General features: G+C 38.9%; 24 protein-coding genes. 14 read left to right on the top strand and 10 right to left on the bottom strand.

What is annotated here, in order from left to right; genetic code table 11:
• The 12 genes from D8991_RS05285 to D8991_RS05230 are packed head-to-tail and all read left to right on the top strand — an operon-like array spanning position 1 to position 9,529.
• Positions 1-999: an EpsG family protein gene (locus tag D8991_RS05285; protein WP_120489120.1), complete on the top strand. Its 999-nt coding sequence runs from the start codon at positions 1-3 to the stop codon at positions 997-999.
• 5 nt (positions 1,000-1,004) lie between these two features.
• Complete coding sequence (locus tag D8991_RS05280) at positions 1,005-1,907, top strand: glycosyltransferase (RefSeq protein WP_120489119.1); 903 nt, start codon at positions 1,005-1,007, stop codon at positions 1,905-1,907.
• 2 nt (positions 1,908-1,909) lie between these two features.
• On the top strand, positions 1,910-2,515 hold the full coding sequence (locus D8991_RS05275) for a sugar transferase (RefSeq protein WP_120489118.1): 606 nt from the start codon (positions 1,910-1,912) through the stop codon (positions 2,513-2,515).
• A gap of 11 nt (positions 2,516-2,526) precedes the next feature.
• On the top strand, positions 2,527-3,168 hold the full coding sequence (locus D8991_RS05270) for a PglD-related sugar-binding protein (protein WP_120489117.1): 642 nt from the start codon (positions 2,527-2,529) through the stop codon (positions 3,166-3,168).
• Between the two features lie 10 nt (positions 3,169-3,178).
• Entirely contained in the window at positions 3,179-3,409 is a 231-nt protein-coding gene (locus tag D8991_RS05265) for an acyl carrier protein (protein WP_120489116.1), read from the top strand.
• The gene (locus D8991_RS05260) at positions 3,410-4,462 is read left to right on the top strand and encodes a 3-oxoacyl-ACP synthase III family protein (RefSeq protein WP_120489115.1); all 1,053 of its coding nucleotides are present in this window, start codon (positions 3,410-3,412) and stop codon (positions 4,460-4,462) included.
• Between the two features lies 1 nt (position 4,463).
• A complete protein-coding gene (locus D8991_RS05255; protein WP_120489114.1) occupies positions 4,464-4,856 on the top strand; it encodes a VOC family protein in 393 nt (130 codons plus the stop codon).
• Positions 4,856-6,436 carry an HAD-IIIC family phosphatase gene (locus D8991_RS05250; protein WP_120489113.1) on the top strand — a complete coding sequence of 527 codons (1,581 nt, stop codon included), beginning with the start codon at positions 4,856-4,858 and terminating at the stop codon, positions 6,434-6,436. The genes D8991_RS05255 and D8991_RS05250 overlap by 1 nt, the downstream gene beginning before the upstream one ends.
• Positions 6,437-6,449: 13 nt before the next feature.
• Complete coding sequence (locus D8991_RS05245) at positions 6,450-6,668, top strand: acyl carrier protein (RefSeq protein WP_120489112.1); 219 nt, start codon at positions 6,450-6,452, stop codon at positions 6,666-6,668.
• A gap of 5 nt (positions 6,669-6,673) precedes the next feature.
• Positions 6,674-7,417, top strand: coding sequence for an SDR family NAD(P)-dependent oxidoreductase (locus D8991_RS05240; RefSeq protein WP_120489111.1), 744 nt, complete (start codon positions 6,674-6,676; stop codon positions 7,415-7,417).
• 17 nt (positions 7,418-7,434) lie between these two features.
• Positions 7,435-8,589 carry a DegT/DnrJ/EryC1/StrS family aminotransferase gene (locus D8991_RS05235; protein WP_120489110.1) on the top strand — a complete coding sequence of 385 codons (1,155 nt, stop codon included), beginning with the start codon at positions 7,435-7,437 and terminating at the stop codon, positions 8,587-8,589.
• 10 nt (positions 8,590-8,599) lie between these two features.
• Entirely contained in the window at positions 8,600-9,529 is a 930-nt protein-coding gene (locus tag D8991_RS05230) for a DUF3078 domain-containing protein (protein ID WP_394364116.1), read from the top strand.
• Between the two features lie 361 nt (positions 9,530-9,890).
• Here the strand turns inward: D8991_RS05230 and D8991_RS05225 are convergent, their stop codons facing one another.
• Together D8991_RS05225 and porX are read right to left on the bottom strand one after the other, a co-directional pair.
• Positions 9,891-10,649 (bottom strand): exodeoxyribonuclease III, encoded by a 759-nt coding sequence (locus tag D8991_RS05225; RefSeq protein WP_120489109.1) that lies wholly within the window; start codon positions 10,647-10,649, stop codon positions 9,891-9,893.
• Between the two features lie 97 nt (positions 10,650-10,746).
• Positions 10,747-12,291: a T9SS response regulator signal transducer PorX gene (gene porX / locus D8991_RS05220; protein WP_120489108.1), complete on the bottom strand. Its 1,545-nt coding sequence runs from the start codon at positions 12,289-12,291 to the stop codon at positions 10,747-10,749.
• Between the two features lie 553 nt (positions 12,292-12,844).
• Here porX and D8991_RS05215 point away from each other — a divergent pair.
• Positions 12,845-13,717, top strand: coding sequence for a DUF808 domain-containing protein (locus tag D8991_RS05215; protein WP_120489107.1), 873 nt, complete (start codon positions 12,845-12,847; stop codon positions 13,715-13,717).
• Positions 13,718-13,744: 27 nt separating this feature from the next.
• On the opposite strand, the gene rlmN is transcribed toward D8991_RS05215, so the two are convergent.
• Complete coding sequence (rlmN, locus tag D8991_RS05210) at positions 13,745-14,806, bottom strand: 23S rRNA (adenine(2503)-C(2))-methyltransferase RlmN (protein WP_120489106.1); 1,062 nt, start codon at positions 14,804-14,806, stop codon at positions 13,745-13,747.
• Positions 14,807-14,933: 127 nt separating this feature from the next.
• Here rlmN and D8991_RS05205 point away from each other — a divergent pair, with 127 nt between their 5' ends.
• Complete coding sequence (locus D8991_RS05205) at positions 14,934-15,425, top strand: thermonuclease family protein (RefSeq protein WP_120489105.1); 492 nt, start codon at positions 14,934-14,936, stop codon at positions 15,423-15,425.
• Positions 15,426-15,536: 111 nt separating this feature from the next.
• Here D8991_RS05205 and D8991_RS05200 read toward each other — a convergent pair whose 3' ends face one another.
• From D8991_RS05200 to D8991_RS05170, 7 genes are all read right to left on the bottom strand, one after another.
• Positions 15,537-18,098 carry a heavy metal translocating P-type ATPase gene (locus tag D8991_RS05200; protein ID WP_120489104.1) on the bottom strand — a complete coding sequence of 854 codons (2,562 nt, stop codon included), beginning with the start codon at positions 18,096-18,098 and terminating at the stop codon, positions 15,537-15,539.
• A gap of 151 nt (positions 18,099-18,249) precedes the next feature.
• Positions 18,250-19,545: a sensor histidine kinase gene (locus tag D8991_RS05195; protein ID WP_120489103.1), complete on the bottom strand. Its 1,296-nt coding sequence runs from the start codon at positions 19,543-19,545 to the stop codon at positions 18,250-18,252.
• On the bottom strand, positions 19,546-20,217 hold the full coding sequence (locus D8991_RS05190) for a response regulator transcription factor (protein ID WP_120489102.1): 672 nt from the start codon (positions 20,215-20,217) through the stop codon (positions 19,546-19,548).
• A gap of 207 nt (positions 20,218-20,424) precedes the next feature.
• Positions 20,425-21,195: a DUF4465 domain-containing protein gene (locus D8991_RS05185; protein ID WP_245957181.1), complete on the bottom strand. Its 771-nt coding sequence runs from the start codon at positions 21,193-21,195 to the stop codon at positions 20,425-20,427.
• A gap of 96 nt (positions 21,196-21,291) precedes the next feature.
• On the bottom strand, positions 21,292-22,440 hold the full coding sequence (locus tag D8991_RS05180; RefSeq protein ID WP_185123858.1) for a cell surface protein: 1,149 nt from the start codon (positions 22,438-22,440) through the stop codon (positions 21,292-21,294).
• A gap of 124 nt (positions 22,441-22,564) precedes the next feature.
• Positions 22,565-23,707: a YncE family protein gene (locus D8991_RS05175; RefSeq protein ID WP_120489100.1), complete on the bottom strand. Its 1,143-nt coding sequence runs from the start codon at positions 23,705-23,707 to the stop codon at positions 22,565-22,567.
• 11 nt (positions 23,708-23,718) lie between these two features.
• On the bottom strand, positions 23,719-25,692 hold the full coding sequence (locus D8991_RS05170; protein WP_245957180.1) for a TonB-dependent receptor plug domain-containing protein: 1,974 nt from the start codon (positions 25,690-25,692) through the stop codon (positions 23,719-23,721).
• Between the last annotated feature and the right edge of the window lie 113 nt (positions 25,693-25,805).

The raw sequence follows: 25,805 nt of genomic DNA, 5'->3' as shown, positions 1-25,805 counted from the left end.
ATGAATGAGTTACATTTATATTTGGGAATTACTTTCCTTTTTTTTTATTTAGGATGTCTGCACAAGAATCCTGTTCATAAAGCATTTTTTACATTTGCTTTTATCGTTTTCAGTTTTATTTTACGTTTCTCTATAGATGTAAGTTGGGGCAAAGATTATATGGCATACTATCATCTGTATAGAATGGAGAAACCAGAGAAATTACTTGATTATTTTACCAAAGAGCCTTATCTCTATTTGCTTCATACTTTCTGTTCAAACCTTTTAGATACCAGAAAAGAAGTTTTCCAACTGATGTTTTACTTTAATTTCATCATTGTTAATAGCTTTTTTATATGGCTTATTTGGGCAGAAAATGTCCGTACTTGGAAAAAAATGATATTTTTCTCCCTCTACTACTTGTTGTTCTCCTATGTTTTGCTTAGGAATGGGATTCCATATGTTATATTTGCATACTTTATCCATCAGATTTATAATGATAAGAAAACTACAAAATTAGTATATCTTACTCCGTTTATGCACTTTAGTTCTACTGTTCCAATAGTGCTTATTTTTCATAAGAGTAAGAAGTATTTTTATTATTTTACTATTGTTTTTTCCCTTTTAGTATCAGTAATATTTGTAGGTACTCTTTTAAACCGACCAGAGCTTGAGTTGATAAATAGTAAGTTTAATGCATATAGCGAGAAACAGATATTTAGTATTATACATTATATATTTTTTGCTGTCTTTATGTCTGCTACTTTTGTTGCTTATCTTTTTCTAAGGAAGCGATTCTTCCATCCAGTAATTATTACTACACTTGCGCTTTATATACTGGTATTTTTTATTAGTCCTATCGCAGCATTTAGGTATTCACCTTATTTACTTACGGGGCTTATTTTTATTAGGGTAGATGATACTAAATACAAACGCTTTAATAATTTAATGGATTATGCTTCTATAGTGATTCTTTTCCATTTTATCTATACTTTCTATGATACGCACGAAATAAGCTAAGCATTATGAAAACAATAAAAACCCTGCTCGCATCTTACAACGGAGAAAAGTATATAGAGGAGCAGATTCAGTCAATATTAAATCAGGAAGGGGTTCTTGTGGACCTTGTTGTTAATGATGATTTGAGTGAGGATAGAACTGTATCCCTTGTTAGGGAAAAATTTCCAGAATTAAAGGTCAAGATAAATACTCCTGCTACAGGTTCTGCAGCAAATAACTTCCTTAAAATGATAACAGAGATAGATTTTAATGAAGACTTTCATTTTGTAGCCTTTGCAGACCAAGATGATATTTGGCTACCCCAAAAGCTGAGTGCTGCAGTAGAAAAATTAGAAGCAGAAGGTGCAGAGCTCTATTGCTCTAACCTTACCAAGTGGGATATGCAGAACAATAGTTTCTTTCTGCTAAAAAAGGATTACCCACAAAAGAAATATGATTTCCTCTTCGAGGGGGGGAGTGCTGGTTGCACCTATGTTTTTACTAAAAATCTTGCTCAGCAACTCAAAGCCTTTATACCTACGGTAGATTCCTCTTGTTGGGAAGAGTTTTCGCATGACTGGTTGGTATATTTCTTCGCCAGAAGTAGAGGGTTTAAGGTCTGTATAGATGGAAATTCTTATATTCATTATCGTTTGCATAATAATAATGTACATGGGCATCTTAATCAATTATCTTTTAGTACGATTAAGTATAAAATAGGTAAAGTCCTCAGAGGTTATCATAAAAAACACATTGAGAACTATATAAAGTATATAGAACCAGGTTCAGATTATTATAAGATATACCGAGCCTTTCTCGGCTCTTACTTCCAACGAAATAAGATGATATTGAAATATAACACCCAATTAATGAGAGATACCAAGAAATTTTATTTATTTTTGTTACTAAATTTATTTAGGTTTAAGTAAGAATGTACCGCCTTTTTATCAAGAGATTTTTAGATTTTAGCCTGTCATTCATAGGTTTTATCTGTTTATTCCCTCTATTTTTTTTGGTAATGGTGGGGCTATTTTTTGTTAATGATGGCAAGCCTTTCTTTTATCAGCTAAGACCAGGGAAAGATGGGAAGATTTTTAAGATTATCAAGTTTAAAACGATGAATGATAAGAGAGATTCCAATGGAAATCTCCTCCCAGATGCTAAACGGCTCACCAAAATTGGGTTATTTGTAAGAAAAACCTCTCTTGATGAAATCCCTCAACTCCTTAATGTGATCAAAGGAGATATGTCTCTCGTAGGGCCAAGACCTTTACTGCCAGAATATTTAGCTTTGTATAGCGAAACGCAGCGCCGTCGCCACGAAATAAAACCTGGTATTACGGGTTGGGCACAGGTTAATGGGAGAAATGCGATATCTTGGACTAAAAAATTTGAACTCGATGTTTGGTATGTAGATCATATCAGCTTTTTATTAGATGTAAAAATCATATTGCTAACGATAAAAAAGGTTTTCATCCGCGAGGGCATCTCCCAAGAAGGGCACGCCACTGTAGAAAATTTTAATGGAAAAAACTAATAAATTAATATATGAAAAAAATAGCAATCGTAGGTGCGGGAGGGTTTGGACAAGAGGTCTTTTGTATATGGAGAGATATGTTACGGGCTCAAAATACAAAATATGAGTTTATAGGTTTTTTTGATGATGCACCAGGGCTTCTCAAAAATAATTTTGGAAAGATTGTAGGTACAGTAGAGCAGTTGAATATTATTGATTATCCATTGGAAGTAGCTATTGCTATTGGTACTCCAAAGCATATTTTCACTGTAAAACAGCTGATAAATAATAATTATCTTATTTTTCCTAATATTATTCACCCTACTGTACAGTTTTTAGGGAAAGATAGTATAAATATCGGGCATGGAAATATTTTTGCATTAAATACTATAATCAGTTGTAATACTAAAATAGGTGATTTTAATGTCTTTAATACTCGAGTTACACTTGGTCATGATAATCTTGTTGGAGACTATAATGTATTTAGCCCAAATGTTCAAATTTCTGGTAATGTACATATTGGTAACCTTAATCTTTTGGGTTTTAATAGTGGGATTATTCAGAATAAAAAAATGGGTAATGAAAATACATTAGGAGCAGGCAGTATTCTGCTGAGAAGTATAAAAGATGAAGGGCTCTATATAGGAAACCCTGCAATAAAAGTTAAATTCTAAAAAAAATATAATGGACAAGAATAAATTTATAGAAGACTTTACATCAATATTTGATGAAGTAGAAGTATCAGAAGTAACAATGGCTACAGAGTTTAAGAACTTTGAAGAATGGAGTTCCTTAGCCGCATTAGGACTTTTAGCTGTAATAGAAGAGGAATATGATGTAGCTCTAACTCATAATGATATTAAAAATGCAGTAACTGTGGAAGATATATACAATATTGTTCAAAATCAAAAGTAAATGGCTTATATTCACATTCCCAATGTTACAATTAAAGGTATTTCTGCTTGTGTACCTAAACAAGTGATTAAAAACGAAAGTCTTAATCATATTTTTCCAGAAGAGGAATTGAAAAAAACAATAGAATCAGTTGGAATTAAAGAGCGCAGAATTTCTAATGAAAATATTTGTGCATCCGATTTATGCTATAATGCTGCAGAAAAATTACTTTCTGATTTGAATATAGATAAAGATTCTATTGATGTGCTCATATTTATGTCTCAGACTACAGATTATAAGATACCAGCTACAGCTCCTATACTTCAGAATCGTTTAGGACTTAGCAAAAATACTATCTGCTTTGATCTCTCCTTAGCTTGTAGTGGATATATTTATGCATTAACTACAGCATTTACATACCTTAATCTACCTAATATAAATAGAGTTTTATTGCTTGATGGGGAAACATTTTCTAAAATTGTAAATTCAAAAGATAAAACCAATGCTTTACTCTATGGAGATGCAGGAACAGCAACTCTTTTGGAGAAAAAAGAAGGAAATAATTTTAATGCTATTTTACATACAGATGGAGAAGGATGGGCATCTGTTAATGTACCTGGGGGAGCTTGTAGAAATCCATTTACAAAAAATAGTTTAGAAGAGAAAATTCGTGAAGATGGAAGCATAGGAAATGAGTTACAAATCTATATGAATGGAATAGATGTATTTAATTTTACTTTGAAAGTAGTTCCTAAAAGTATAAAAGAACTGTTAGAAGCTACTCAGACTAATATTTCTGATTATGATTCTATCATATTTCACCAGGCAAATAAATTTATGATTGAGTTTTTTAGCAAAAAGCTAAAATATGATATGGAAAAAGTGCCTATTAGTTTAGATAAATTTGGAAATACAAGTTCAGCAACTATTCCTTTAACAATAGTGAGTGAATTGAAAGATAAGCAATCTATTAATAATAAGATTATTATGAGTGGATTTGGAGCAGGGCTTTCTTGGGCTGCCGCATCTTTGGATTTAGCAGATACTTATATCAGTGATTTAATTGAAATATAATATGAAAGTCCATCATTATGGTTTAGCGACCAAATCTATTGAGAAAAGCATTAAATCATTTCTTAATTTAGGCTATCAAACAGCTTCCGATATCATTTTTGACCCTATACAAGGAGTTAATTTATTGTTTCTCAAAAATGAAAACAACCATCTGATAGAACTTGTAGAACCTGCCCAAGAGGAGAATCCCGTATCAAAAATTTTAGCTAAATCAGGCACTTCATTATACCATATCTGTTATGAAATATCAAATTTTAATGAGAAAATAGAAGAACTTAAAAAGCAACGATTTGCTGTAGTCCTTCCTCCCACACCTGCCGTTGCATTTAGCAATAGAAAGATATGCTTTTTGTATAACCCATCTGTAGGATTAATAGAACTATTAGAAAAATAATGAAAAACTTCGTTTATAGAAACTATACGGTTGAGTATCTCTTTGATAATACTACTCATTTCAGTGGTTATGGAGATGTATCCCTCCCTCAGGAAGATTATGATAACATCATCCTTTTCTATCAGCTAGACCCGAGCAAAACTCCAGAAAAGCAGATAGAAGAAATAGAGGAAATACAATCTAAAATCTCCCTTATCACTCAGCTAATTTCAGATAAGAGAATCATAGCTCTAACTCTTCCTGTGGAATATCAGCAGAATTGGCAAATAAAACATTCTGAGCTGAGTTCAGCCATCCTCAGATTTAATCAATCCCTTAAATCCCTCTCCTTTGAGCAGAATAATATAAAAGTAGTAGAGCTTAATCAGTTTTTTGAAAACCAAACAATCGATAAAGTAGACTGGCGATTTTTCTTTACATCTCAAATGATTATTAACCCAAAACTGGCTAAACCTTTTAAGAATTGGTTCAATAGCCAACTGGATTTCATCAGTCTTAAAAGAAAGAAGTGCATTGTTTTAGATTGTGATAATACACTCTGGGGAGGCGTTGTAGGTGAAGATGGTGTTCACGGTGTAAAACTCGGACAAGATTATCCAGGTAATGCCTTTAAGAGTTTTCAAGAATTACTTTTAATGCTCTCCAAAAAAGGGGTTATTTTGGCTGTATGTAGCAAAAACAACCTTGCAGATGTACAAGAGCTGTGGAGAGAAAACCCTAATCATCTCATTAATGACCAAGTACTCTCCGCTTATCGAATCAATTGGCAGAATAAAGCAGAGAATATAAAATCAATAGCAGAAGAGCTTAATATCGGTACCGATAGCTTTGTCTTTATAGACGATAACCCTATTGAGAGGGGCATTGTAAAAGAATTTCTTCCAGAGGTAGAAGTTCCAGATTTTCCAGACAAGCCTTATGATTTGGTAGATTTCTTTTGGAAAGTCTATAATGAGTACTTCACTGCTTTTGAGCTCTCGCAGGAGGACTTAAATAAAACCGAGCAGTATAAAGAAAACTTCTTCCGAAACGAGAGCAAAAAAGTCTTTAATAATATGGATGATTATCTCGCTAGCTTAGATATCGTAGTAGATATTATCTCTGCAAATGATGCTAATATCTCCCGTATTGCTCAAATGACTCAGAAAACCAATCAATTTAATCTAAGAACTCAGCGCTATACAGAGGAAGACCTCAAACTTAAACTCAAAAATGGAAGCCATATTTACTGTGCCAATGTAAAGGATAAGTTTGGCGATAATGGTATTACCATTGCCTGCATTGTTGAAGAGCAAAACAATACTTTATTCCTCGATTCTTACCTTTTAAGTTGTAGAATATTAGGTCGTGAGATAGAAAAAATCACCCTACTAAGTATTATAAAACACCTGCAATCCCAAACAGGTAAAGAAGTAAAAGCAGAATACATCCCATCTAAGAAAAATGCAATGACTAAAGATTTCTTGGAAAAAGTAGGCTTTACAATAGATAGCGAAGACCCAGAAGGCATTAAGAAATACTCCTTCAACCCAGATTTAGAGATAGAAATTAAAGATTATTATACCATAAATTTTAAATAATTAATAAAGAACAATGAAAGAGCAAATAGTTGCAATTATGTCTGAGGTATTTGAATTACCTATTGCAGATTTCCCAGCAGAGATTTCCCAGAAAACTATCGAGAACTGGGATTCACTAAGGCACTTAAACCTTATTGTAGAGTTAGAAGACTCTTTTGATAAATCTTTTGAACCAGAAGAAATATCAGAAATGATTACTCTGGACAAAATCATAGAAATGCTTCAAAAATAGTACAGATGAAAGGTAAAAAAATCCTTATAGTAGGTGCTTCTTCTGGTTTGGGAAGAGAGACTGCTCTTAATCTTGCTAAGCAGGGGGCAGATTTGGTTTTAATATCTCGTGATACAGAGAAATTAAATGCTCTTGCTTCTCAACTTGAAGTAGGAAAATATCAAATTTTCCCTGCTGATGTTACAAATGAAGAAGTACTAAATAAGGCACTATCAGATAGCGTAGCAGATGGGGTTCCTTATAATGGTTTTGTGTATTCTGCAGGTATAGAAGCTACAATCCCATCTAAATTGCTGAAAAAAGCAACTCTTGAAAAAGTAATGGATGTAAATGCCTATCCTGCTGTCCTAATTACTAAGTTTTTATTGAAGAAAGGCAATTTTGACCCAGTAGGAGGTAGCTTGGTTTTTATAAGTTCTGTAATGGGGCATTTAGGGCAAACTGCTAAAACCGCCTATTGTATGTCTAAGCATGCAATAGTAGGTATAATGAGAGCTTTAGCATTAGAATTAGCCCCTAAAAATATTCGTGTAAATTGTGTTTCTCCTGGTATGGTAAAGACAGATATGTCTATAAAAATATTGGAGAGCATCAGTGAAGATAATGTTTCTAAAATAGAATCTATGCACCCTCTTGGTTTAGGAGAACCTAATGATGTAGCAGAAGCTATTTCATTTCTATTATCAGATAATTCCAAATGGATTACTGGTGTAGAGCTACCAGTGGATGGAGGATATAGTGTACAGTAATAAAAATTAATTAAATAATGAGCAACACAAAAATCTGGCTTTCATCTCCGCATATGGGCGGCAATGAGCTCAAATATATTCACGAGGCATTTGAAAACAACTGGGTAGCACCGCTCGGGGCAAATGTAGATGGCTTCGAGGCAGACTTGGAACGCTTCCTTGGGAATGGGGTAAAGGTCTCTGCACTTTCGGCGGGTACGGCGGCGCTTCACTTGGCGCTTATTCAGTGTGGTGTGCAGGCGGGTGATGAGGTCATCTGCCAGTCAATGACTTTTTCTGCATCGGCAAATCCTATTGCCTATTTAGGGGCAACTCCTGTGTTTGTAGATTCCGAACCAGAGACTTGGAATATCTGCCCAAAAGCCTTAGAAGAAGCTATTACCGACCGCATTGCTAAGGGCAAGATGCCAAAAGCGATTGTTGCGGTATCGCTTTACGGTATGCCTTTCAAGGTAGATGAAGTTTTGTCCATCGCGCAGAAGTACGATATCCCACTTGTAGAAGATGCTGCAGAGGCTTTGGGCTCCACTTATAAGGGCAAGGCTTGCGGTACTTTCGGGAGGTTTGGTGTGCTTTCTTTTAATGGAAATAAGATTATCACCACTTCTGGCGGGGGGGCATTGGTTTGCCACACTCAGCAGGAGAAGGATAAAACCGTCTTCCTTTCCACTCAGGCTCGGGATAATGCACCCCACTATCAGCATTCGGAGATTGGTTATAATTACAGAATGAGCAACATCTCGGCAGGTATCGGCAGGGGGCAGATGGAAGTCCTTCCCGAGAGGATAAAAGCCCGTAGGGAGATGCACACTTTCTATCAAGATTTATTTAAAGACATTGATGGAGTAGAGGTTTTTACCGAGCCGAGTGCAGATTATTATTCCAACCATTGGCTTTCGGCAATCGTTATCAATCCAGAGAAAACGGGCAAGACGAGGGAAGACCTCAGGCTTGCTTTCTTAGAAGAGAATATAGAATCTCGCCCATTGTGGAAGCCTATGCACCTTCAGCCTGTGTTTAAGACCAGCCCATACTACGGTGGAAGCGTATCCGAAAACCTATTTAATAACGGACTTTGCCTTCCTTCTGGCTCTAATCTCACCGATGAGGACAAGGAGCGCATTGCTCAGGTCGTGAAAAATATTTTCCTACATTTGCCTCCTAATTTTTAAGAATCAAATAATGAAAAAAATTGCATTTGCCCTCTTAGCAATGTCTTCTTCCCTGTTTTTTGCACAGGAGGAGCAGCTTGTAGAGGCTAAAACCGATTCCCTTGCTACTAAAAACTGGTCTATCGAGGGGCAACACTCCTTAATGCTCAACCAAGCGGCGTTCTCTAACTGGGTAGGTGGCGGAACCAACAATGTCGGCTGGATAGCTGGCATTAATTATAACCTTACTTACCAGAAGGATAAAGACCTTTGGGAGAATATCATCGTTCTTGGCTACGGTCAAAACGATACTAAGGGCACAGGAGCCCGAAAGACCCAAGATGTTCTTAATCTATCCACCAATTATGGCCGTAAAGTCTCCAAAAGCTGGTATGCATCCGCCGGTGCAGGGCTTATTACCCAGTTCGCACCGGGCTATACCTACGGCACTCCGCCAGCAGACGATGTGAAGACCTCTAATTTTATGGCGCCAGGCTACCTTAGCGTAGGTGCTGGTTTTACTTACAAGCCCGCTGCCGACTTTACCCTTACCCTAAGACCTGCCAACGCACGGTGGACTTTCGTATTGGATAAAGAGCTCCAAAAAGAGGGGCTGTATGGCTTGAAAAACGATGGAGATTCTTCTCTCTTCCAGCTCGGTTTCCTCGCTACCGCCCAGTATAAGCTAAAATTGATGGAGAATATCACCCTTGCCAATACCGCATCCGTATTTTCCAACTACCTAGACCATCCCGACCGATTGGTTCTCTCCTATGGTGGGGTGCTTAATATGAAAATCAATAAATACATCTCTTCCGTCATCACGCTTGACCTTCTCTACGACCACAACCAGATTAAGAAGACGCAGCTAAAACAAACCCTCGGCGTAGGTTTCGCCTACAACCTGAGCAATGGTGTAAAAAGAGATGCCAATACCGATAACCGCTCCTGGTCTCATTAATTCATCTATAAACTTATTATCATTAACGGGTTTTTAGTCTTAAGTTTTGGGCTAGAAGCCATTTTTTTTGTATGATATTAAGAATAAATGGCAATACTTCTTTTTTTAATACTTAATAGATGATATAATAACGCTGAATTTCCTCTATTTTTTCAAATTCTATGGCGAACTTAACCCATTGAAATTAATAAATCGGTAAAGAAATATCGTTTTTTATGAGAATTTTCTGTTAAAAAACAAGTTTTAACCCGTTTAGAACGCCTTCGGACCCGTTCGGAACGCCTTCGGATAAGAAAAAAGGGAGATAATTTTACTAAAAAAGACCTTCTCTTATATTTAGAAAGAGAAGGTTTTCGCAATATTAGATTTCTAAGAGGATAGGACAATGATCGGAGTGCACGGCATCCTTTAAGATGAGGGAATTTTGGAGCCGCTCCTCGAGTATATCGGCTACGAAGTGGTAATCGAGGCGCCAGCCTTTGTTCCTCGCGCGGGCATTTTGCCTGTAGCTCCACCAAGTGTAGTTCTCCGGCTGGTCATTGAAGATTCTGAAGCTATCGAGCAGCTTACACTCGCTCATAAAGAGGCTCATCCACTCTCGTTCTATCGGAAGAAAGCCTGAGACATTCTTTAGACGGATAGGGTCGTGAATATCTATCGCTTCGTGGCAAATATTGAAGTCTCCACTGATAATTAGGTGAGGGATTTCCTTTCTAAGCTCTTTGATGTGGTTCATAAAGTCATAGCAGAACTCCATTTTGAAATCCAGCCTCTCAATATTGGAAGCGCTGGGCACATAAACGGAAATGGTGGAGAAATCTGCGAAATCGGTGCGGATTACTCGCCCTTCGGAGTCGTATTTATCGATTCCCATTCCATAGACTACGGCTTTGGGCTTGGCTTTTGAGGCTATGCCCACGCCGCTATAGCCTTTTCGCTCGGCGGGAAACCAAAAACTGTGATAACCGAGGCTTTCAAAGGCTTTATGATCAATCTGCTCCTGCATAGCCTTCAATTCTTGGAAACTGATGAGGTCTGGATTCGTTATTTTCAGCCACTCATCTAAATTTTTGGAGAAAGCAGCCCTTATACCGTTTACATTATAGGAAATTATCTTCATCTGATGCTTGTTTTGCGGATATTAAACAATGATAGACTGGAAAGAATCCCAGCCTATCATTAAAAATATATTTATTATGAGCTACAAATATAAAAAATTATTTTGGCTCCATTATACTGACGGGGATGATGCACTCTTCGAGAGAAATCCCCCCGTGCTGATAGGTATCGCGATAGTAATTCACGAAATGGTTGTAGTTCTTCGGATAAGCGAGGAAGGTATTATTCTTCGCGAAGATGTATTTGGAGCTTAGGTTGCCTTTTGGGAGGAAAAACTTCTCGGGTTGGGTGATTGCCCAGACTTCTTTCTCATCATAGGTGAGGCTACGCCCCGTTTTGTATCGGATGTTGGTAGAAGTCTCTCGGTCGCCGATGACTTGGCTGGGCTTTTTAACATAGATAGTCCCGTGGTCGGTAGTGATGACCAATCTAAAGCCCACTTCGGCGGCGAGGCGAATTATTTTGATGAGGGAGGAGTTTTCAAACCAGTTGAGGGTAAGGGATCTGAAGGTTTTATCATCTCGGATGAGCTGGTCTACAATATGATTATCGGTCTTCGCGTGGGAGAGGATATCGATGAAATTATAGACGATGGTGAGGAGTTCGTAGTTTTTGTATTGATTAAAGTCCTCGTAGATTTTTCTTTCAAAGTCGGCATTGAGGATTTTGATGTATTTTGAGGTCTTTCCGCTCAGCCCGAGCCTTTTCATCTGATCGTTGAGGAAATCTTTTTCGTATTCGTTTTTTCCTCCATCTTCATTGTCATTAAACCATTTATCAGGGAAGCGTTTTTCTATCTCCGATGGGAGGAGCCCAGCAAAGAAGGCGTTTCTCGCGTATTGTGTAGCGGTGGGCAGGATGCTGTAGTAGTAGTCCTCCTGTACCTTATTATAATATTTGGCAAAGAGGGGCTCTATGACTTTCCATTGGTCGTAGCGCAGGTTGTCGATCATCAGGAGGAGGACTTTTCCTTTCTCTATTTCGGGTTTTACGCGGTCTTTAAAAAGGGTGTGGCTCATCATTGGTTTATCGGAGGAGTGCAGCCAGCCTTCGTAGTTGCGTTCTATGAACTTTGAGAACTGAATATTGGCATCTTCTTTCTGAGATTGGAGGAGCTCGGCAAATTCGGTATCCATCACTTTATCAAACTTGATCTCCCAATTCATTATTTTCTTGTAATAATCTGCCCAGTCTTGATAGGTTTTCAGATAAGCGAGTTCCATAGAGAGATTTCGGAATTCTTGCTGGTATTCAAGGATGGTTTTTTGCTCTACGAGGTTGTCTTCCTGCAAATTTTTCTTTAAGGAGAGGAGAATTTGATTGGGGTTGACGGGTTTTAGGATATAGTCGGCGATTTGTGAGCCTATTGCCTGCTCCATAATGTGCTCTTCTTCGCTTTTGGTAACCATTACGATCTTCATTGCAGAGTCTTTGCTTTTGAGCAGGGGAATGGCTTCGAGCCCAGAGATTCCTGGCATATTCTCATCGAGGAGGGTGAGCTGGAATTTTTCTTTTTCTATGAGCTCGAGGGCTTCATTTACATTATTAATCGGGGTGATGGAGTAGCCTTTGCCTTCGAGGAAGACGATGTGGGGTTTGAGTAGATCTACTTCGTCATCTATCCAAAGTATTTTTGCCATAATCTGTGTTTTTTTATTAATTATATCTGATTTTTAGGAGCTTTTTGCTCTGTTTCGTCATCAAAACTAAATAATTTATTAGTGCGTACAAAAACTTTATATTTTTTTAACAGCTGCAAGCCTCTTTGTTTAGACTTTTTAGGAGAATGGAGGGGTAGGGGAGGGAAGAGTTGGCTTGGGTTAGAGACCCTTTTTTTATTAAAAAGGGGTGGAATTTAAATAATTGAGATTGAATAAATTGATGATTTCGTAATTTTTATAGTTGATAATTGATTTTTTGTAGCGTATTTTTCATTTTTACTAGTTGTAACACTAATCTTAGCGTTGATTTGTTGATTTAGATAGTTGCAGAAGCGTTTTTACCCATTGCATTCGCATTTTTGAGTGTTGCATTCGTATTTTTACTCGTTACATTGGTGTTTTTACCTACTGTATTAGCATTTTTTCGTTCGTTTTATTGAGTTTTTCTCAATGAAAAAAATCATTAGCTCATTGTATAGAGAAAAATTGAGGAATAAGGTTTATTTTAGCGCCCGAAAAATTTAAAAAATAAGAGATGGCAACAGGAATTTTTGCAGTATTGGACGATATAGCGAGCCTGATGGACGATGTGGTAGTCGCGACCAAAAAAACAGCAGGAATATTGGGCGATGACTTAGCCGTAAATGCAAATAAGGCGACGGGATTTGTCTCTTCCAGAGAGCTGCCCGTACTTTGGAAAATAACCCAAGGTTCCCTTGTAAATAAAGCGATTATAGTGCCTATTGCCTTGCTGTTAAACATCATCTATCCCGTTGCTATCAAGTGGATTTTGGTATTTGGAGGGCTCTATCTCGCATTTGAGGGAGTGGAGAAGATTGTCCATTATCTCTTCCATAAAAAAGAGGGCTCAGCAAGTGAAAAAAACGCCCCGAAAGCAGAAGAAAACGACCCTATGGTCGCAGAAAAAATAAAGGTGAAGGAAGCTATATCTACCGACTTTATACTCTCGGTGGAGATTGTGATTATTGCCTTAGGAACAGTGCTCGGAGAGCCATTGATAAGGCAAATTATAACGGTTTGTGTGGTTTCTGTGCTGGCAACAGTTGGAGTTTATGGCTTCGTTGCCCTTATTGTAAGGATGGATGATTTGGGTTTTAGCCTTATAAAAAAATCTGAGAATAAAGGACTGCTGGCGAAGATAGGGCGCTTATTGATAAGTGCTTTACCTATTATTATTCGAGCATTTGCAGTCATAGGAACGGTAGCGCTAATATTAGTAGCAGGGGGGATTTTTGCACATTATATCCCACAAATACATCATATAACAGAAGAATACCGGCGCATCCCCGAAATCTTGATAGAAACAGGAGCAGGGCTAGCAGGTGGGGGATTGGTTTATGGTTTTGTGAGCGTGATTAGGAGGCTACGGGCGGTAGCTGGTTTTTAGCTTCTAGCTTTTGGCTGTTAGATTGTATTAAGTGCCTGCCACGCCATTGGCTTCTTTGCGCGAGTGGGTGTTTGCGAGCTGTCCGCAGGCAGCATCTATATCTCCACCTCGGCTACGCCTTACAACGATGGTAATCCCTGCCTTTTCGAGTTCGTGTACATACCGCTCCTCAGCTTCTATATTACGGTGGTCATACTTACCCTCACCAATGGGGTTGTACTGAATAAGATTTACTTTAGATGGTACTTGTCGGCAGTATTTAATCAATGCCTTGATGTCTTCATCGGTATCATTAATCCCTCCCCAAACGCAATATTCAAAGGTAATGGGAGAACCTGTCTGTCTATACCAATATTGAAGCGCATCCATAATCTCGGTGAGCGGGAATTTTGAGGAGAAAGGCATAATATCATTTCTCTTGTGCTCAATAGCGGAGTGTAGAGAGAGTGCGAGTTTTACTTTTAGGTTTTCATCGGCGAGCATTTTCATCATTTTAGGAATCCCCGATGTGGAGACTGTAATCCTCCTTGGAGACATACCCAAGCCTTCAGGTGAGGTTATCTTTCGTATGGATTCTACTACATTTTTGTAGTTCATCATCGGCTCGCCCATTCCCATAAAGACAATGTTAGAGAGCGGTCGCCCAAAGTAAAGTCTGCTTTGCCTGTCTATCAATGCTACTTGGTCTATGATTTCGGCAACTTCCAGATTTCGCATTCTTTTGAGTTTTGCTGTTGCACAGAATTCACAGTTTAATGAGCAGCCTACCTGAGAAGATACGCAGGCTGTAGTTCGCGTTTCGGTAGGGATGAGTACTGATTCTACAAGGAGCCCATCGTGTAGCTTTACGCCGTTTTTAATCGTTCCATCGCTGGATTTTTGTAGGGTATCTACGGCAATGGGATTAATCACAAAGTCTTTTGATAGGTTTTCTCTGAGATTTTTTGAGAGATTCGTCATCTCCTCAAATGAGTGGAGATTCTTGCTCCACAGCCAGTCATAAACCTGCTTTGCACGGAAGGGCTTATCACCAATTTGTATAAAATACTCCTTTAAGTCTTCAAGGCTGAGCGTACGAATATCTTTCAAAATCTTTTCTTTTCAGCCCGCAAAGATAGTATTTTCTTATGGTTTTTATATGGGGAGCTAGTTCATCAGTACGGCTAATTTTGAGGAGATAGGTATCTTTGCCCGCAATTATTTTAATTTTTTAGAAATGTTTAAGAGAGTTTTCATTGTTTTATTGATGCTTTTTGCGGTTTTGGGGAGTTCTCAGGCTTCCAAAACCTCAGTGGTAGCCACAGGAAAAGTGGTAGGGGTGAAAGATGGAGATACCTTTAAGGTATTGATAAAAGGCAAGGAGGTAAGTGTGCGTTTGTTGCATATTGATTGCCCAGAAAAGAAGCAAGCATTTGGGAAGAGGGCTAAGCAGAAGGTATCTGACCTGTGCTTTGGTAAGGAGGTGAAGCTGGTAGCGCGTAGCAAGACCGACAGATACAAAAGACTATTGGCAGAAGTCTATGTAGATAATTTATGTGTGAATAAAGAGCTGGTGCGCTTGGGGCTGGCGTGGCATTTTAAGAGATATTCTAATGATAAGAGCTATGCCCATCTTGAAAATGAAGCCCGAAAGAATAAAGTAGGGCTTTGGGTAGAGCCTTCACCGGTAGCACCTTGGGATTTTAGGAAGAGCCGAAAGAAAAAGTAAAACTCTTTTTACTGTATTAAATATGCAGTAGATTTTATTTCTAATATGAAGGTGTAATGAAATACTTTTTGCCAAAAAAATATACCTCCGAAGAGGTATAGTATAGGCTTCTTAGAGTTTCGTGCTGTTAAGCCTTAGCGAATTGAGTATAACCGATACCGAGCTAAAGCTCATCGCTGCAGCAGCAATCATCGGACTGAGCAATATTCCAAAGAAAGGATACAAAATACCTGCTGCAATGGGTATCCCCAGCGTATTATACACAAAAGCAAAGAACAGGTTTTCTTTGATATTCCTCAGGAGTTTTTCGCTGAGGATTTTTGTTTTTGCTATGCCCCAAATATCTCCTTTCAAGAGGGTGATTTCTGCTGATTCTATCGCAGCACCGCTTCCTGTGCCCATCGCAATTCCAATGTCCGACTGTGCCAGTGCTGGTGCATCATTGATGCCGTCCCCTGCCATTGCTACCACCTTCCCTTCAGCTTGTAGCCTTTTAATTTCATTCATCTTATCGGCAGGGAGGCAGCTTGCTTTGTAATTTTTAATACCGAGCTCCTCCGCTACGGCTCTTGCGGTCTGCTGATGGTCTCCTGTGAGCATTACAACCTCTATATTGTGGCTTTGAAGGAATTTAACTGCCTTTTTAGAGCTCTCCTTTATCTTATCCGAGAAGCTGATAAGCCCTAAAACCTCATTCCCTCTCGCTACGAAGGAGACTGTTTTTGCTTGAGACTGGAGTTCAGACGCTTTTTGAGAAACCTCATCCGAAACAGGGATAGAAAAATGTTTTAACAAGGCTTCATTACCCAATAAAAGCCGATGGTCTCCCGATATTCCCGAAACACCTTTCCCAGAAATATTCTCAAAAGAGGAAAGTTTGAAGTTCATTAGCCCTTTCTCTCTTGTAGCTTTTAGTATTGCTTGAGAAAGGGGGTGCTCGGAGTTTTGGCTAAGTGCTCCAGCAATGCTTAGGAGCTCTTCTTGGGAGGAGTTGATGGCAAAAATTCCATCTATACTCGGCTTACCTTCGGTGAGGGTTCCTGTTTTATCGGTGATGAGCACATTTATTTTATTCATTTGTTCTAATGCTTCGGCATTTTTTATTAAGATACCGTTTTTAGCGCCTTTTCCAATGCCTACGGTCAGGCTCATTGGGGTAGCAAGCCCTAATGCACAGGGACAAGCCACAATAAGAACCGCTACGGCATTTACAAGGGCATAAATGAGCCTGTTTTCTCCCCCGAAGAGGTACCATAAAGCGAAGGTAAGTACTGAAATACCGATTACAGTTGGTACAAAGATTTTTGAAACTCGGTCGGCGAGCTTTTGTATGGGAGCTTTGCTTCTGCTGGCTTCATTTACGAGGTTTATGATCTGCGCCAGGAGGGTATCGCTTCCTACTTTTTCGGCAAGCATCAGAAAACTACCGTTTCCGTTGAGCGTTCCAGAGCTTACTTTATCGTTTAGACCTTTTTCAGCGGGTATAGGCTCGCCTGTAATCATCGATTCATCCACCGAAGAGCTTCCTTCCAGAATCTTACCATCTACGGGAATCTTTTCTCCTACTTTTACCCTAAGGATATCTCCTGTTTTCACTTCCGAGAGGGGGATTTTCTCCTCCTTACCATCTCTGATGAGGTTAGCCGTCTCTGGCGAGAGGTTCATTAATTCTTCAATAGCTTTCCCTGTCTTCTGATGGGCTTTTGCCTCGAGCATTTGCCCCATAATTACGAGGGTAAGGATTACGCAGACGGACTCAAAGTAGAGTGAGAGCTCACCATCGTGCATTAGCTCGTGGGGGAGGAGCTGAGGGGCGAATAATGCCACAATGCTAAATAAAAATGCGGCTGTCGTTCCCAAAAATATGAGTGAGAACATATTCAGGTTCCAAGTTTGGAAGGAATTAAAGCCTCTCTTGATGAGAAACCAGCCAGAGTAGAAGATAACGGGGAGAGAGAAGAGGAGCTCTACATATCCGATGACCTCTTTTGGGAGTCCCCAGCTTATCCACATCCCTCCCATTGAGAGGATAAAAACAGGCAAGGTGAATCCTAAGCTGATGAGGAACTTCTTTTTGAGTTTCTGATAGGTAGTATCGGTTTTTCTGCCGTCTTTATAGGGTATCATTACGAGATCCATTCCACAGACTGGGCATCCTACATTATCGTTATAGACTTTATCGCCTTCGCAGAACATCGGGCAGTAATATTTACCCTCATTTTCACTTTCTGTGCTGATATTTTGATGATGATGCCCTTCTTTGCCCATCGTATGATGCTGAAGATGCACGCCTTTCGCTCTGTTTGCCTCCTGTTCCTCTATTGGCACGAGGTACATATTACAGATCGGGCATCTAAGCCCTTTTTGGAAATAGACGCGCTCTCCTTCGCACTCCATTGGGCAATAATATACCGAGCTTGGGGAAACTCTCTCTTGTGGAGGCGTATATTCCGTTGGCTGTTCAGCTTCAAACGCTTGCAGAGCATAATCGCCCACCTTCTGAAGCTCAGAATTAAGGTAATTAATATCAATTTCTCGCTCTGAAATGAGTTCTGCACTGGACTTTGCGAGGTCAATCTTAGCTGAAAGCCCTTCAATGCCATTCAGCACGCCAGAAATCTTCTGCATACAGCTTCCACAGCTCATTCCTAAGACTTTGTATTTAGTTGTCATCTCTTATTTGGTTTAATGATTTTCTAAGTTGCAAAGTTAAATCATCAAATCTAATCTCTCTTATACTTAAGTCTATAAAAGTTATAATAAGCAGCAGGCTTAAGGCGGTAAGTAGTAGGCTTTAAGTGGTAAGTGAAGGATTTTATATCCTTTAAAAGGGAAAAAGATACTCAATATTAGCTTTTAAAAGCCTAAAAAAGTGCTTATTATTAGAAAAAGAGTAGTCTATTTTAAGTCTAGGGTCATTATTGATGATCGTTTGGAGAATGGCAAGCCCCAGACCTGTAGAGAGGCTGTCGTTTGACTGTTTATAGAACCTATTAAAGATTTTATCTCCGTCCAAAGCGGTACCTGTAGCGGTATTTGAGAAAACAATCTCATTAGGAGAGATTTCAATGCAGATTTCTCCATTTGGAGGGCTGTATTTCACGGCATTTTGGAAGAGATTCGCCAAAATAATGTGGAAAAGATTACGATTAAACTCTACTTGAAAGACTCCTTTTTCCTTAATATCGAGCTGAATTTCTTTATATTGGACTAAGGATTCGGCATTTTCTGCCATTTCATCAATTATTTCATTAGCGTTGATGCTTTCCTCTTCTTGAAACTGGTTATTTTCAATCTTGGAGAGGGTAAGGAGCGATGAGATGAGGTCAGACATCCGTTTAGCCGTGCTTTTTATCTGGATGAGTTGCTGAATTTCCTCTTCCTTACTGCCTTGTTCTATAAGGAGGTCTATTTTATTTTGAATGATACTGATCGGGGTTTTTAGCTCGTGGGAAGCATTTTCTATGAATGCCTTTTGTTGCATAAACACCTCTTGATTATCGTTAAGCATTGTCAAAATTCCCTTAGATAAGTCCTTAAATTCGGAGATGGAGGTCTCAGGTTCTACAAAGGTATTTTTACTTCCGAATCGGTAGGCGGAAAGCTGGGAAATAATCTCCCTAAAAGGCTTAAAAGCTCGGTTCAGAACGATTCTATTGACCCAATAAACGCATATCACCAGCACAGCATAGAGTACAGCGAGGGCTACAGCGAGGTTGATGAGCAAATCATCCTCTTCTACAGTAGAAGTACGGATCTCCAGTTGGTAAGAGCGCCCTTCTTTGTCCAAAAAATGGGTCGTTAGCACTCGGTAAGGCTCCATTTCTTGGTCATAAGGCATATAAAACATCTCATTGCGGAGTCTATTCCATTGGCTAAACTCCTCGTCTGGCACTGGAGTTATCTTAAACTGTCCAATGCCGTATTCATCTGTTTTTAAGATCTCTGGGTTGTCGTAAGCCTCGCGAATGATAGCGATTTTCCTGTCCTTCAAGCCGTCATCTACATTATCATAGACCTCATCGAGGATAAAGGCATAGAAAAGTGCCGCCCACAAGGCGATAAGCAGGAAAATGAAGAGCGAAAGATGCTTCTGGGTGTAGTTTTTTAGGGAAATCATCTACTCAAATTTATATCCTATGCCATAGACGGCAATAATGTCTGCTTCGGAGCGGTGTGTTTTCAGTTTTTTGCGGAGGTTTTTTACTTGAGAATAGATAAAATCCAGACTTTCGGACTGGTCAATATAATCTCCCCAGACCATTTCTGCCAAAGAAGTCTTCTCAAAGGTTTTTGAGGGGCGACTGATGAATCGGTAAAGCATATCAAACTCTTTTCTATTGAGCTGGAGGGGTTCATCACCCACCGTAACCTGCCTATCCTCATAGTTAAGCCTTATATTCTTATAGCTAATCCAAGAATTCCCGTGCTGTAGCTTTCTTCGGGTAACCGATTTTATCCGAGCGAAAAGCTCGGCGAGATGGAAGGGTTTCGCGAGGTAATCATCGGCTCCGAGCTCCAAACCACTGACTTTGTCGTCGATAGAATCCTTTGCAGAGAGGATAATAACGGGGGTTGTCTTCTTATTTTCCTTTAATGAGCGGAGGATATCGAGACCGTTGCCGTCTGGGAGGGTAATGTCTAGCAAAATACAGTCATACTCATAGTCTATAACCTTATACAGTCCTTCTTTTGCGTTTTTTGCTCCCTCTACACGGAGGTTTTCCTTTTCTAAAAATGTCGTTATCGTTTCTCGAAGCCCTTGTTCGTCTTCTACTATTAAAATTTTCATTTATTTACACTTTGTTTTTAGGATTTATCTCGGCAAATATAGAAATTATGCATAGGAAAGAGGGAAAATATGAAACTTGTTGTAATTTTTCTCAATCTAATTTTATATTGAACAAGACGAAATTTATTATAAAAGACCTAATATTTCATATACAAAAGAGGGAATAGAATAGTATCTACTCCCTCTTTTGTTTTTTGTGTGTTTGAGTTATTCTTTTACAGAAAGTTTATCCATAGAGAAATAAAGCGCGGTATTGGCACCATATTGTCCTACATCGGTAGTCTCTAAGAAGAAGAGAAGATACTTCACCTGTCCGAGAGGAGATAAATCTACCTTTTTCCAAGAGGTGTCTATACTATCTACTTTATTTCTAAAATCTACAAAATAGTGAATAATCGGTTCTGCATTGTTTGTGAGTTTTTTATCTTTATCTAAACCATAGATATGAATTGCAAAATAGTCACCTTTTTCAAATTTTCTTGCAAAGGAATCACCATTTAAGATACCGTAATATGACCAAGGGCTTATTGCAAGACTTACAGACTTTGCTGTATAGGTTTTGGAATTATCGGCAATCTCTACACTGCTGGAAAATTTGCTTAAATCTATTACTTCTCCTGCTTTTAATACACCTTGTGCAGGCTTATGATCAGCATAGGAGATAAGAAAAGGAGTACCTTCACCATTTACCCCTCCTTTGGGCATTGTACCCCATTGGTTTTTTACCCAACCACCTTGGGAGTTGAGATGATTTGTATTATCATTGCTGTTAGAAACCGTGAAGCCACTCCAGTAGTTCCAGCTTTGAACAGCGGTATGGTTGAACTTGAAAATGCCGATTTCTAAAGCTTTGTCTTCGGTATAGGTGTCTTTCCAGATTTTTCCACCCGTAACTGCAGTACCATCGGAGAGATCAAATTTGGAAAGGTCTAAGGTCGTAATACCCTGCTCTACGAGTTGGATAGGCTCATTGTCCATTTGGCAGGATGTAAGTGCCACAGTACTGATTGTCAGTAAAAAGATCCTAATGTAAAGGTTTTTGAAAATTCTTGTAGTCATCTGTATATAATAAGTTTATTTGTTATTTTTGGTTGAGTTTTTCATCCAAAGGTCATAAGCACCTCTGATTTCGGTTGATATATCACCCAGCCAGCCAGCCTCCTGGTTAATAGCGGTATAGACTTTTATAAAATCAATCCCGATGAGATGTACAGGTTTTCCATTTTTATCTACTGCCCAAGATATGTCTATATTAGAGGCCTCAGATTCGTTGGGAGCGTTATCAGCATAGCCAAAATCATAAGCCTTGCCTGTCCAATGGGCATTCGCTCCGCCATTTTGGGTGTAATTATCCTTTAGCTTTGTTCCAGAGAATGATAGTGTGGACTGATGGAGCCAAAGAGGGTAATAGCTCTGAGAATGAAATCTGTTTTTTGATTTAAAACCTGAATTTCCTTGATTATCTTCCCATTTTATATAGTTTTTTTCTTCACCAGAAGGTTCATTTTCAGGTTTAAAATAGGTGATTTGGTAATTCTTCACCGTCTCCGAAGAAGAGTGTTCACTCCCTGCAATTTCGTACCATTCATTATCATCTGGCTTTCCGTTTTTATTTCTGTCATAGGCTACCATTATGATTCCAGGTTCACTACTGCCCGCAAAGGCATTGCCTAAAACTTTAAAATCTCTCCCCGTAAGGTTAGGAATGGTGTGGTCAAACGAAAAGATAACAAAACCACCATATCCCCCAAGACTAATAAGGTCTTTTGTATCACCCACAAGAGCTTTTTTTGCCTTAGCGAGGAGATGTTGTTCGGTATTTTGGTCTTCGTAGGCTGGGAGTTTGTTGATGAACTGCCCCACAGCAGGGCGATACTCTAATACATCGGCAATATACTCGCTAAATTTCTTGTCTTCCTCGGTTACATTAATGGTTGAAGTATAGGTAAGTGATTTGCCATTATAAGAAACCTCAAGGTTAAGGGTATGAGGAGCTATTTCTGTGGAAATAAATTCAAAGACAGGAGCTTTAGAGTATTCTTTACCATCTACTTTCCAAATGAAAGATGCAGAAAGCGGGATGTTGGGCTTTATCTCCAGGACTTTAAACCTGTTGACCGTATAGGAGGGTTCTAAAATTCCAATAGGGATATCGGGTTGCAGAAAGTCATCCGCAGTACATGCTCCAAGAGCCAATAAAAAGATTAAGTGTTTCGGTTTCATTGTCCCACAAAGGTAGAAAAATAATAAAAAATACCTTATTAGTCTATTTAGAATAGATTTTTGAGGAAATTGAAAATGTTAATAATAGAGATTAAATCATTGAAAATTAATATAAAAGTATTGATTAATCTTTATAAACAAATGCAAAATGAGCAGGAATATTGCCTGCTGATTGCTCCCATTTGAAGTTACCATTTTTGTCAAAGGCATAGATATAACCAATAGAGGTATAGTCCCTCGCATCGGTGATATAAATATCCCCACTTATTGGATTTACAGCGATACCGTATGGATTCTGAATCTTTTTTTGATATTCGGTAGGGATTAAATCCGTACTGAGAATGGTCTCTGATTCTACATCTATCACTCCAAATGACTTCTTAGTTGTGTGAGTATTATAGTTAAAGTCATTAGCATAATAGTAGAGTTTGTCATTAACTATTGTCATATTGCTCACAGGAATATCAAAGGATTTTTTGACTTCACCTGTGCTGGCATCTACTACAAAGAGGTTGGATTTGTGGTTATAATAGTCTCCCCGTGAACTGATATACAAATCTCCAAATCTGTCTTTTTTAATTCTATGGAGATTAATATCTATATCTATCTTCTTCTCTTCAGTAAAGGTTTTAAGGTCGATAATAGAAAGAGTTTTATCATAATTTGGGAAACGGTAGCCACCTGAATTAACAACGAAGAGCTTGCTATTTTCTCCCACGACGAGTTCTTCAGGTTGGTAGCCTACAATTACTTCTCTCTGGATACTAAGACTGGCAGTGTCTATCTCCACCACCTTTCCAAGTGGAGCTTTTGGGTCTGGAGAGATCTTTCCATTATAACTGCTGGCGTAGGCTTTTCCACCACTAAAGCAAATATATCGGCAGTTTTGCAAAGGGATGGATTTGATGCGCTTTGCTGTTTTTGTATCAAGTACTTCTATCTTTCCTGATACATTAATTACGGCATAGAGCTTAGAACCATAGACTTGGAGGTCATTCCCCACATCTCCGAGTTCTTTCACTACACTTGGGTTGGCAGTAGCGTAGATGTTTTTGTGGTAAATTCCCTTTGTATAGTCCAGATAATCCAGTGTAGCCTGGTTGGTTCCCATTGCTCCCTCATTCAAGAGATAAAAACCCCGTATCTTTCCAGAAGCCTCTGGTGGAAGAGGTGTTTCCTCTATCTGAGGAATGTATTCATTTCCTCTACAGCCAAAAAGGAGGAAAATCAAAGAGATAGCTATTAAAAAAAAGGGGCTCTTGTTCATTGTTTTAAGACCTATAAGTTCCAGTTGAGTACCAGTTTGAAGTTTCTACCAGGCATCGGATAGTTTGCTACAACCTCGTAGTACTGATTGAGGAGATTATTTGCTTCCAAAGATACTTTAAATTTATTAGTTCCAACTTTAAATTCTTTTTGCAATGAAATATCGTGAGTATACCAAGGCTGGATTTCATAATAACGGATATTGTTTTGAAGTGCATTATACCGCTTGCCTGCATAAATGAAACTGTAATGTAGCCCCCAGCCTTTATAGTCTGAAATTAACGAAAAACTACCGCTATGTAGGGGGGTATATGGAATTTGATGGTTGTAATATGAATCTGACTTATCGGTGAGATTTTTTGCTGACTGATAAGTATAATTTAAGAGCGGACGAAGGTTAAAATTCCCCATCTGAAGCGTAGTTTGCAGTTGAATATCCGTACCGATAATTTCCACATATCCAAGGTTCTTCATCATCCACCTAAACATACTGCCGTTAGGTGCAGCGATGATTTTATTTTCTACTTTGTTGAAATACACATCTACATTTAGCTGAAGTTGTTTCAGTATTTTAGCATCGTTTGCCTTCTGAAAGCTTAGCCCAAAGTTATATTGATGAGTGTATTCGGGTTTAAGGTTTGAGTATCCAATCATTGTGTAATAGAGATCGTTAAAAGTAGGCATTCTGAAGGATTTTTTATAAAATGCTCGGAAACTAACGCCTTGATTCTTCAATTGATAGCTTAGGAAGAGGGAGGGCGACCATTCGGATTTGTCGGGAGAGGCTGCATTGCGCTCTACTTCCTCTTGAACGAAGGTGCCAAGGAGGCTGCCCAGTACCTTAACGCCTCCCTTTTGGTAAGTTGTAGCAAAGGCTACGAGCTCTGTGTATCGGGTGGGGAAAGAGAAGAGTGGCAGGTCGGCACTAAGATTATTGAATTGGAAATCTGCGCTTAAGCTGATGTCCCAACCTGAACCTATGCGGTAAATATTGGATGAGGAGAAGTAGGCTTCCCGCTGAATATAAGTATTTTGAATCTTGTGGAGCTTGGTGGTGGTCGCCGTGTCTGCATAATGGGTATAGTCGTAAGAAAGTTTGGCTTTAAGTTGTGTTTCAATGCTGGGGAACAGCTTTTTACGCAATGTGGTTTGCAGAAAATAATTCTCGTCTCGCAACCTTCGCCCTCTTTCCTTAAAACCGCCATTCACAATCGGCGCGGGAAGCCCTCGGTTGGACTGATAAGCATAAGCCCTCGCCTCCCAACTGCCTCTATCGAGTTTAGTGAATATCGCAGTCTCTAATCTTTTGGATTGAATATCACTATCATACCTCTTAGCAAGCGTATCATAGGCGATACTCCCATCGAGCTTCTTTTTAGTATATCGGAAGCGGTAGATGCCATCACTTTCCAGAAACTCACCACTAATACTCGCAGAAGTATGAGCTGAAAGCCTCTGCTCCAGCCGAAAAGAGGGATTGAAAAGCGAAATAGACGAATTTTTAAGCCTTAAAATGAGATTGGTTTTCCTTCCATTTGAAAATAAAGGCCTTTTAGGCTGAATATAAATACTCCCCGACGAACCAAAATCTTTCGCTGGCTGAAATATATCGGATTTCTGCCCATTATAAAGGGCTATTTCCTCTACATCATCCAAAGAAAACCGACCTAAATCTACAATTCCGTTCTGTGCATTTCCAAGCTGGATACCATCATAAAAAACACCCGTATGATGGCTCCCAAGACTCCGAATATTAATGGTTTTTAGCCCTCCTATACCTCCGTAATCCTTAATCTGAACACCAGAGAAATACCTCAGAGCATCTGCCACCGAATGAGAATTAAGTCTTTGGAGCTCCTTACCGCTAAGCACTTGTACAGGAATCACCTCTTTGAAATTCCTTTTGTATAATTCCAGTGTTTGTATTGTTTGGAGGCTGTCTGCTCCCCTCTGTGCAGAAACATAATGCCCAAAAAGTAAAAACAAAATGAGAATATAGCACTGAAAGGAGGTAGAAAATGACATAAGTTTCGTAAGGAAAGGCACAAAGGTAGCTAAAAAAGATTTTTTGATAGTGAAAAAATTAAATACCCATATTT

The organism is Bergeyella cardium (genome assembly GCF_003614945.1).
In the GTDB taxonomy this organism is placed as follows: Bacteria; Bacteroidota; Bacteroidia; order Flavobacteriales; family Weeksellaceae; genus Bergeyella_A; species Bergeyella_A cardium.
This window is presented reverse-complemented; position numbering and strand designations above follow the sequence as displayed.

What these genes read in the sequence shown, in the direction of transcription:
- D8991_RS05285 (WP_120489120.1), top strand. Translation starts at nt 1, where the DNA reads ATGAATGAGTTACATTTATATTTGGGAATTACTTTCCTTTTTTTTTAT.
- D8991_RS05280 (WP_120489119.1), top strand. Translation starts at nt 1,005, where the DNA reads ATGAAAACAATAAAAACCCTGCTCGCATCTTACAACGGAGAAAAGTAT.
- D8991_RS05275 (WP_120489118.1), top strand. Translation starts at nt 1,910, where the DNA reads ATGTACCGCCTTTTTATCAAGAGATTTTTAGATTTTAGCCTGTCATTC.
- D8991_RS05270 (WP_120489117.1), top strand. Translation starts at nt 2,527, where the DNA reads ATGAAAAAAATAGCAATCGTAGGTGCGGGAGGGTTTGGACAAGAGGTC.
- D8991_RS05265 (WP_120489116.1), top strand. Translation starts at nt 3,179, where the DNA reads ATGGACAAGAATAAATTTATAGAAGACTTTACATCAATATTTGATGAA.
- D8991_RS05260 (WP_120489115.1), top strand. Translation starts at nt 3,410, where the DNA reads ATGGCTTATATTCACATTCCCAATGTTACAATTAAAGGTATTTCTGCT.
- D8991_RS05255 (WP_120489114.1), top strand. Translation starts at nt 4,464, where the DNA reads ATGAAAGTCCATCATTATGGTTTAGCGACCAAATCTATTGAGAAAAGC.
- D8991_RS05250 (WP_120489113.1), top strand. Translation starts at nt 4,856, where the DNA reads ATGAAAAACTTCGTTTATAGAAACTATACGGTTGAGTATCTCTTTGAT.
- D8991_RS05245 (WP_120489112.1), top strand. Translation starts at nt 6,450, where the DNA reads ATGAAAGAGCAAATAGTTGCAATTATGTCTGAGGTATTTGAATTACCT.
- D8991_RS05240 (WP_120489111.1), top strand. Translation starts at nt 6,674, where the DNA reads ATGAAAGGTAAAAAAATCCTTATAGTAGGTGCTTCTTCTGGTTTGGGA.
- D8991_RS05235 (WP_120489110.1), top strand. Translation starts at nt 7,435, where the DNA reads ATGAGCAACACAAAAATCTGGCTTTCATCTCCGCATATGGGCGGCAAT.
- D8991_RS05230 (WP_394364116.1), top strand. Translation starts at nt 8,600, where the DNA reads ATGAAAAAAATTGCATTTGCCCTCTTAGCAATGTCTTCTTCCCTGTTT.
- D8991_RS05225 (WP_120489109.1), bottom strand. Translation starts at nt 10,649, where the DNA reads ATGAAGATAATTTCCTATAATGTAAACGGTATAAGGGCTGCTTTCTCC.
- D8991_RS05215 (WP_120489107.1), top strand. Translation starts at nt 12,845, where the DNA reads ATGGCAACAGGAATTTTTGCAGTATTGGACGATATAGCGAGCCTGATG.
- D8991_RS05205 (WP_120489105.1), top strand. Translation starts at nt 14,934, where the DNA reads ATGTTTAAGAGAGTTTTCATTGTTTTATTGATGCTTTTTGCGGTTTTG.
- D8991_RS05200 (WP_120489104.1), bottom strand. Translation starts at nt 18,098, where the DNA reads ATGACAACTAAATACAAAGTCTTAGGAATGAGCTGTGGAAGCTGTATG.
- D8991_RS05195 (WP_120489103.1), bottom strand. Translation starts at nt 19,545, where the DNA reads ATGATTTCCCTAAAAAACTACACCCAGAAGCATCTTTCGCTCTTCATT.
- D8991_RS05190 (WP_120489102.1), bottom strand. Translation starts at nt 20,217, where the DNA reads ATGAAAATTTTAATAGTAGAAGACGAACAAGGGCTTCGAGAAACGATA.
- D8991_RS05185 (WP_245957181.1), bottom strand. Translation starts at nt 21,195, where the DNA reads ATGGACAATGAGCCTATCCAACTCGTAGAGCAGGGTATTACGACCTTA.
- D8991_RS05180 (WP_185123858.1), bottom strand. Translation starts at nt 22,440, where the DNA reads ATGAAACCGAAACACTTAATCTTTTTATTGGCTCTTGGAGCATGTACT.
- D8991_RS05175 (WP_120489100.1), bottom strand. Translation starts at nt 23,707, where the DNA reads ATGAACAAGAGCCCCTTTTTTTTAATAGCTATCTCTTTGATTTTCCTC.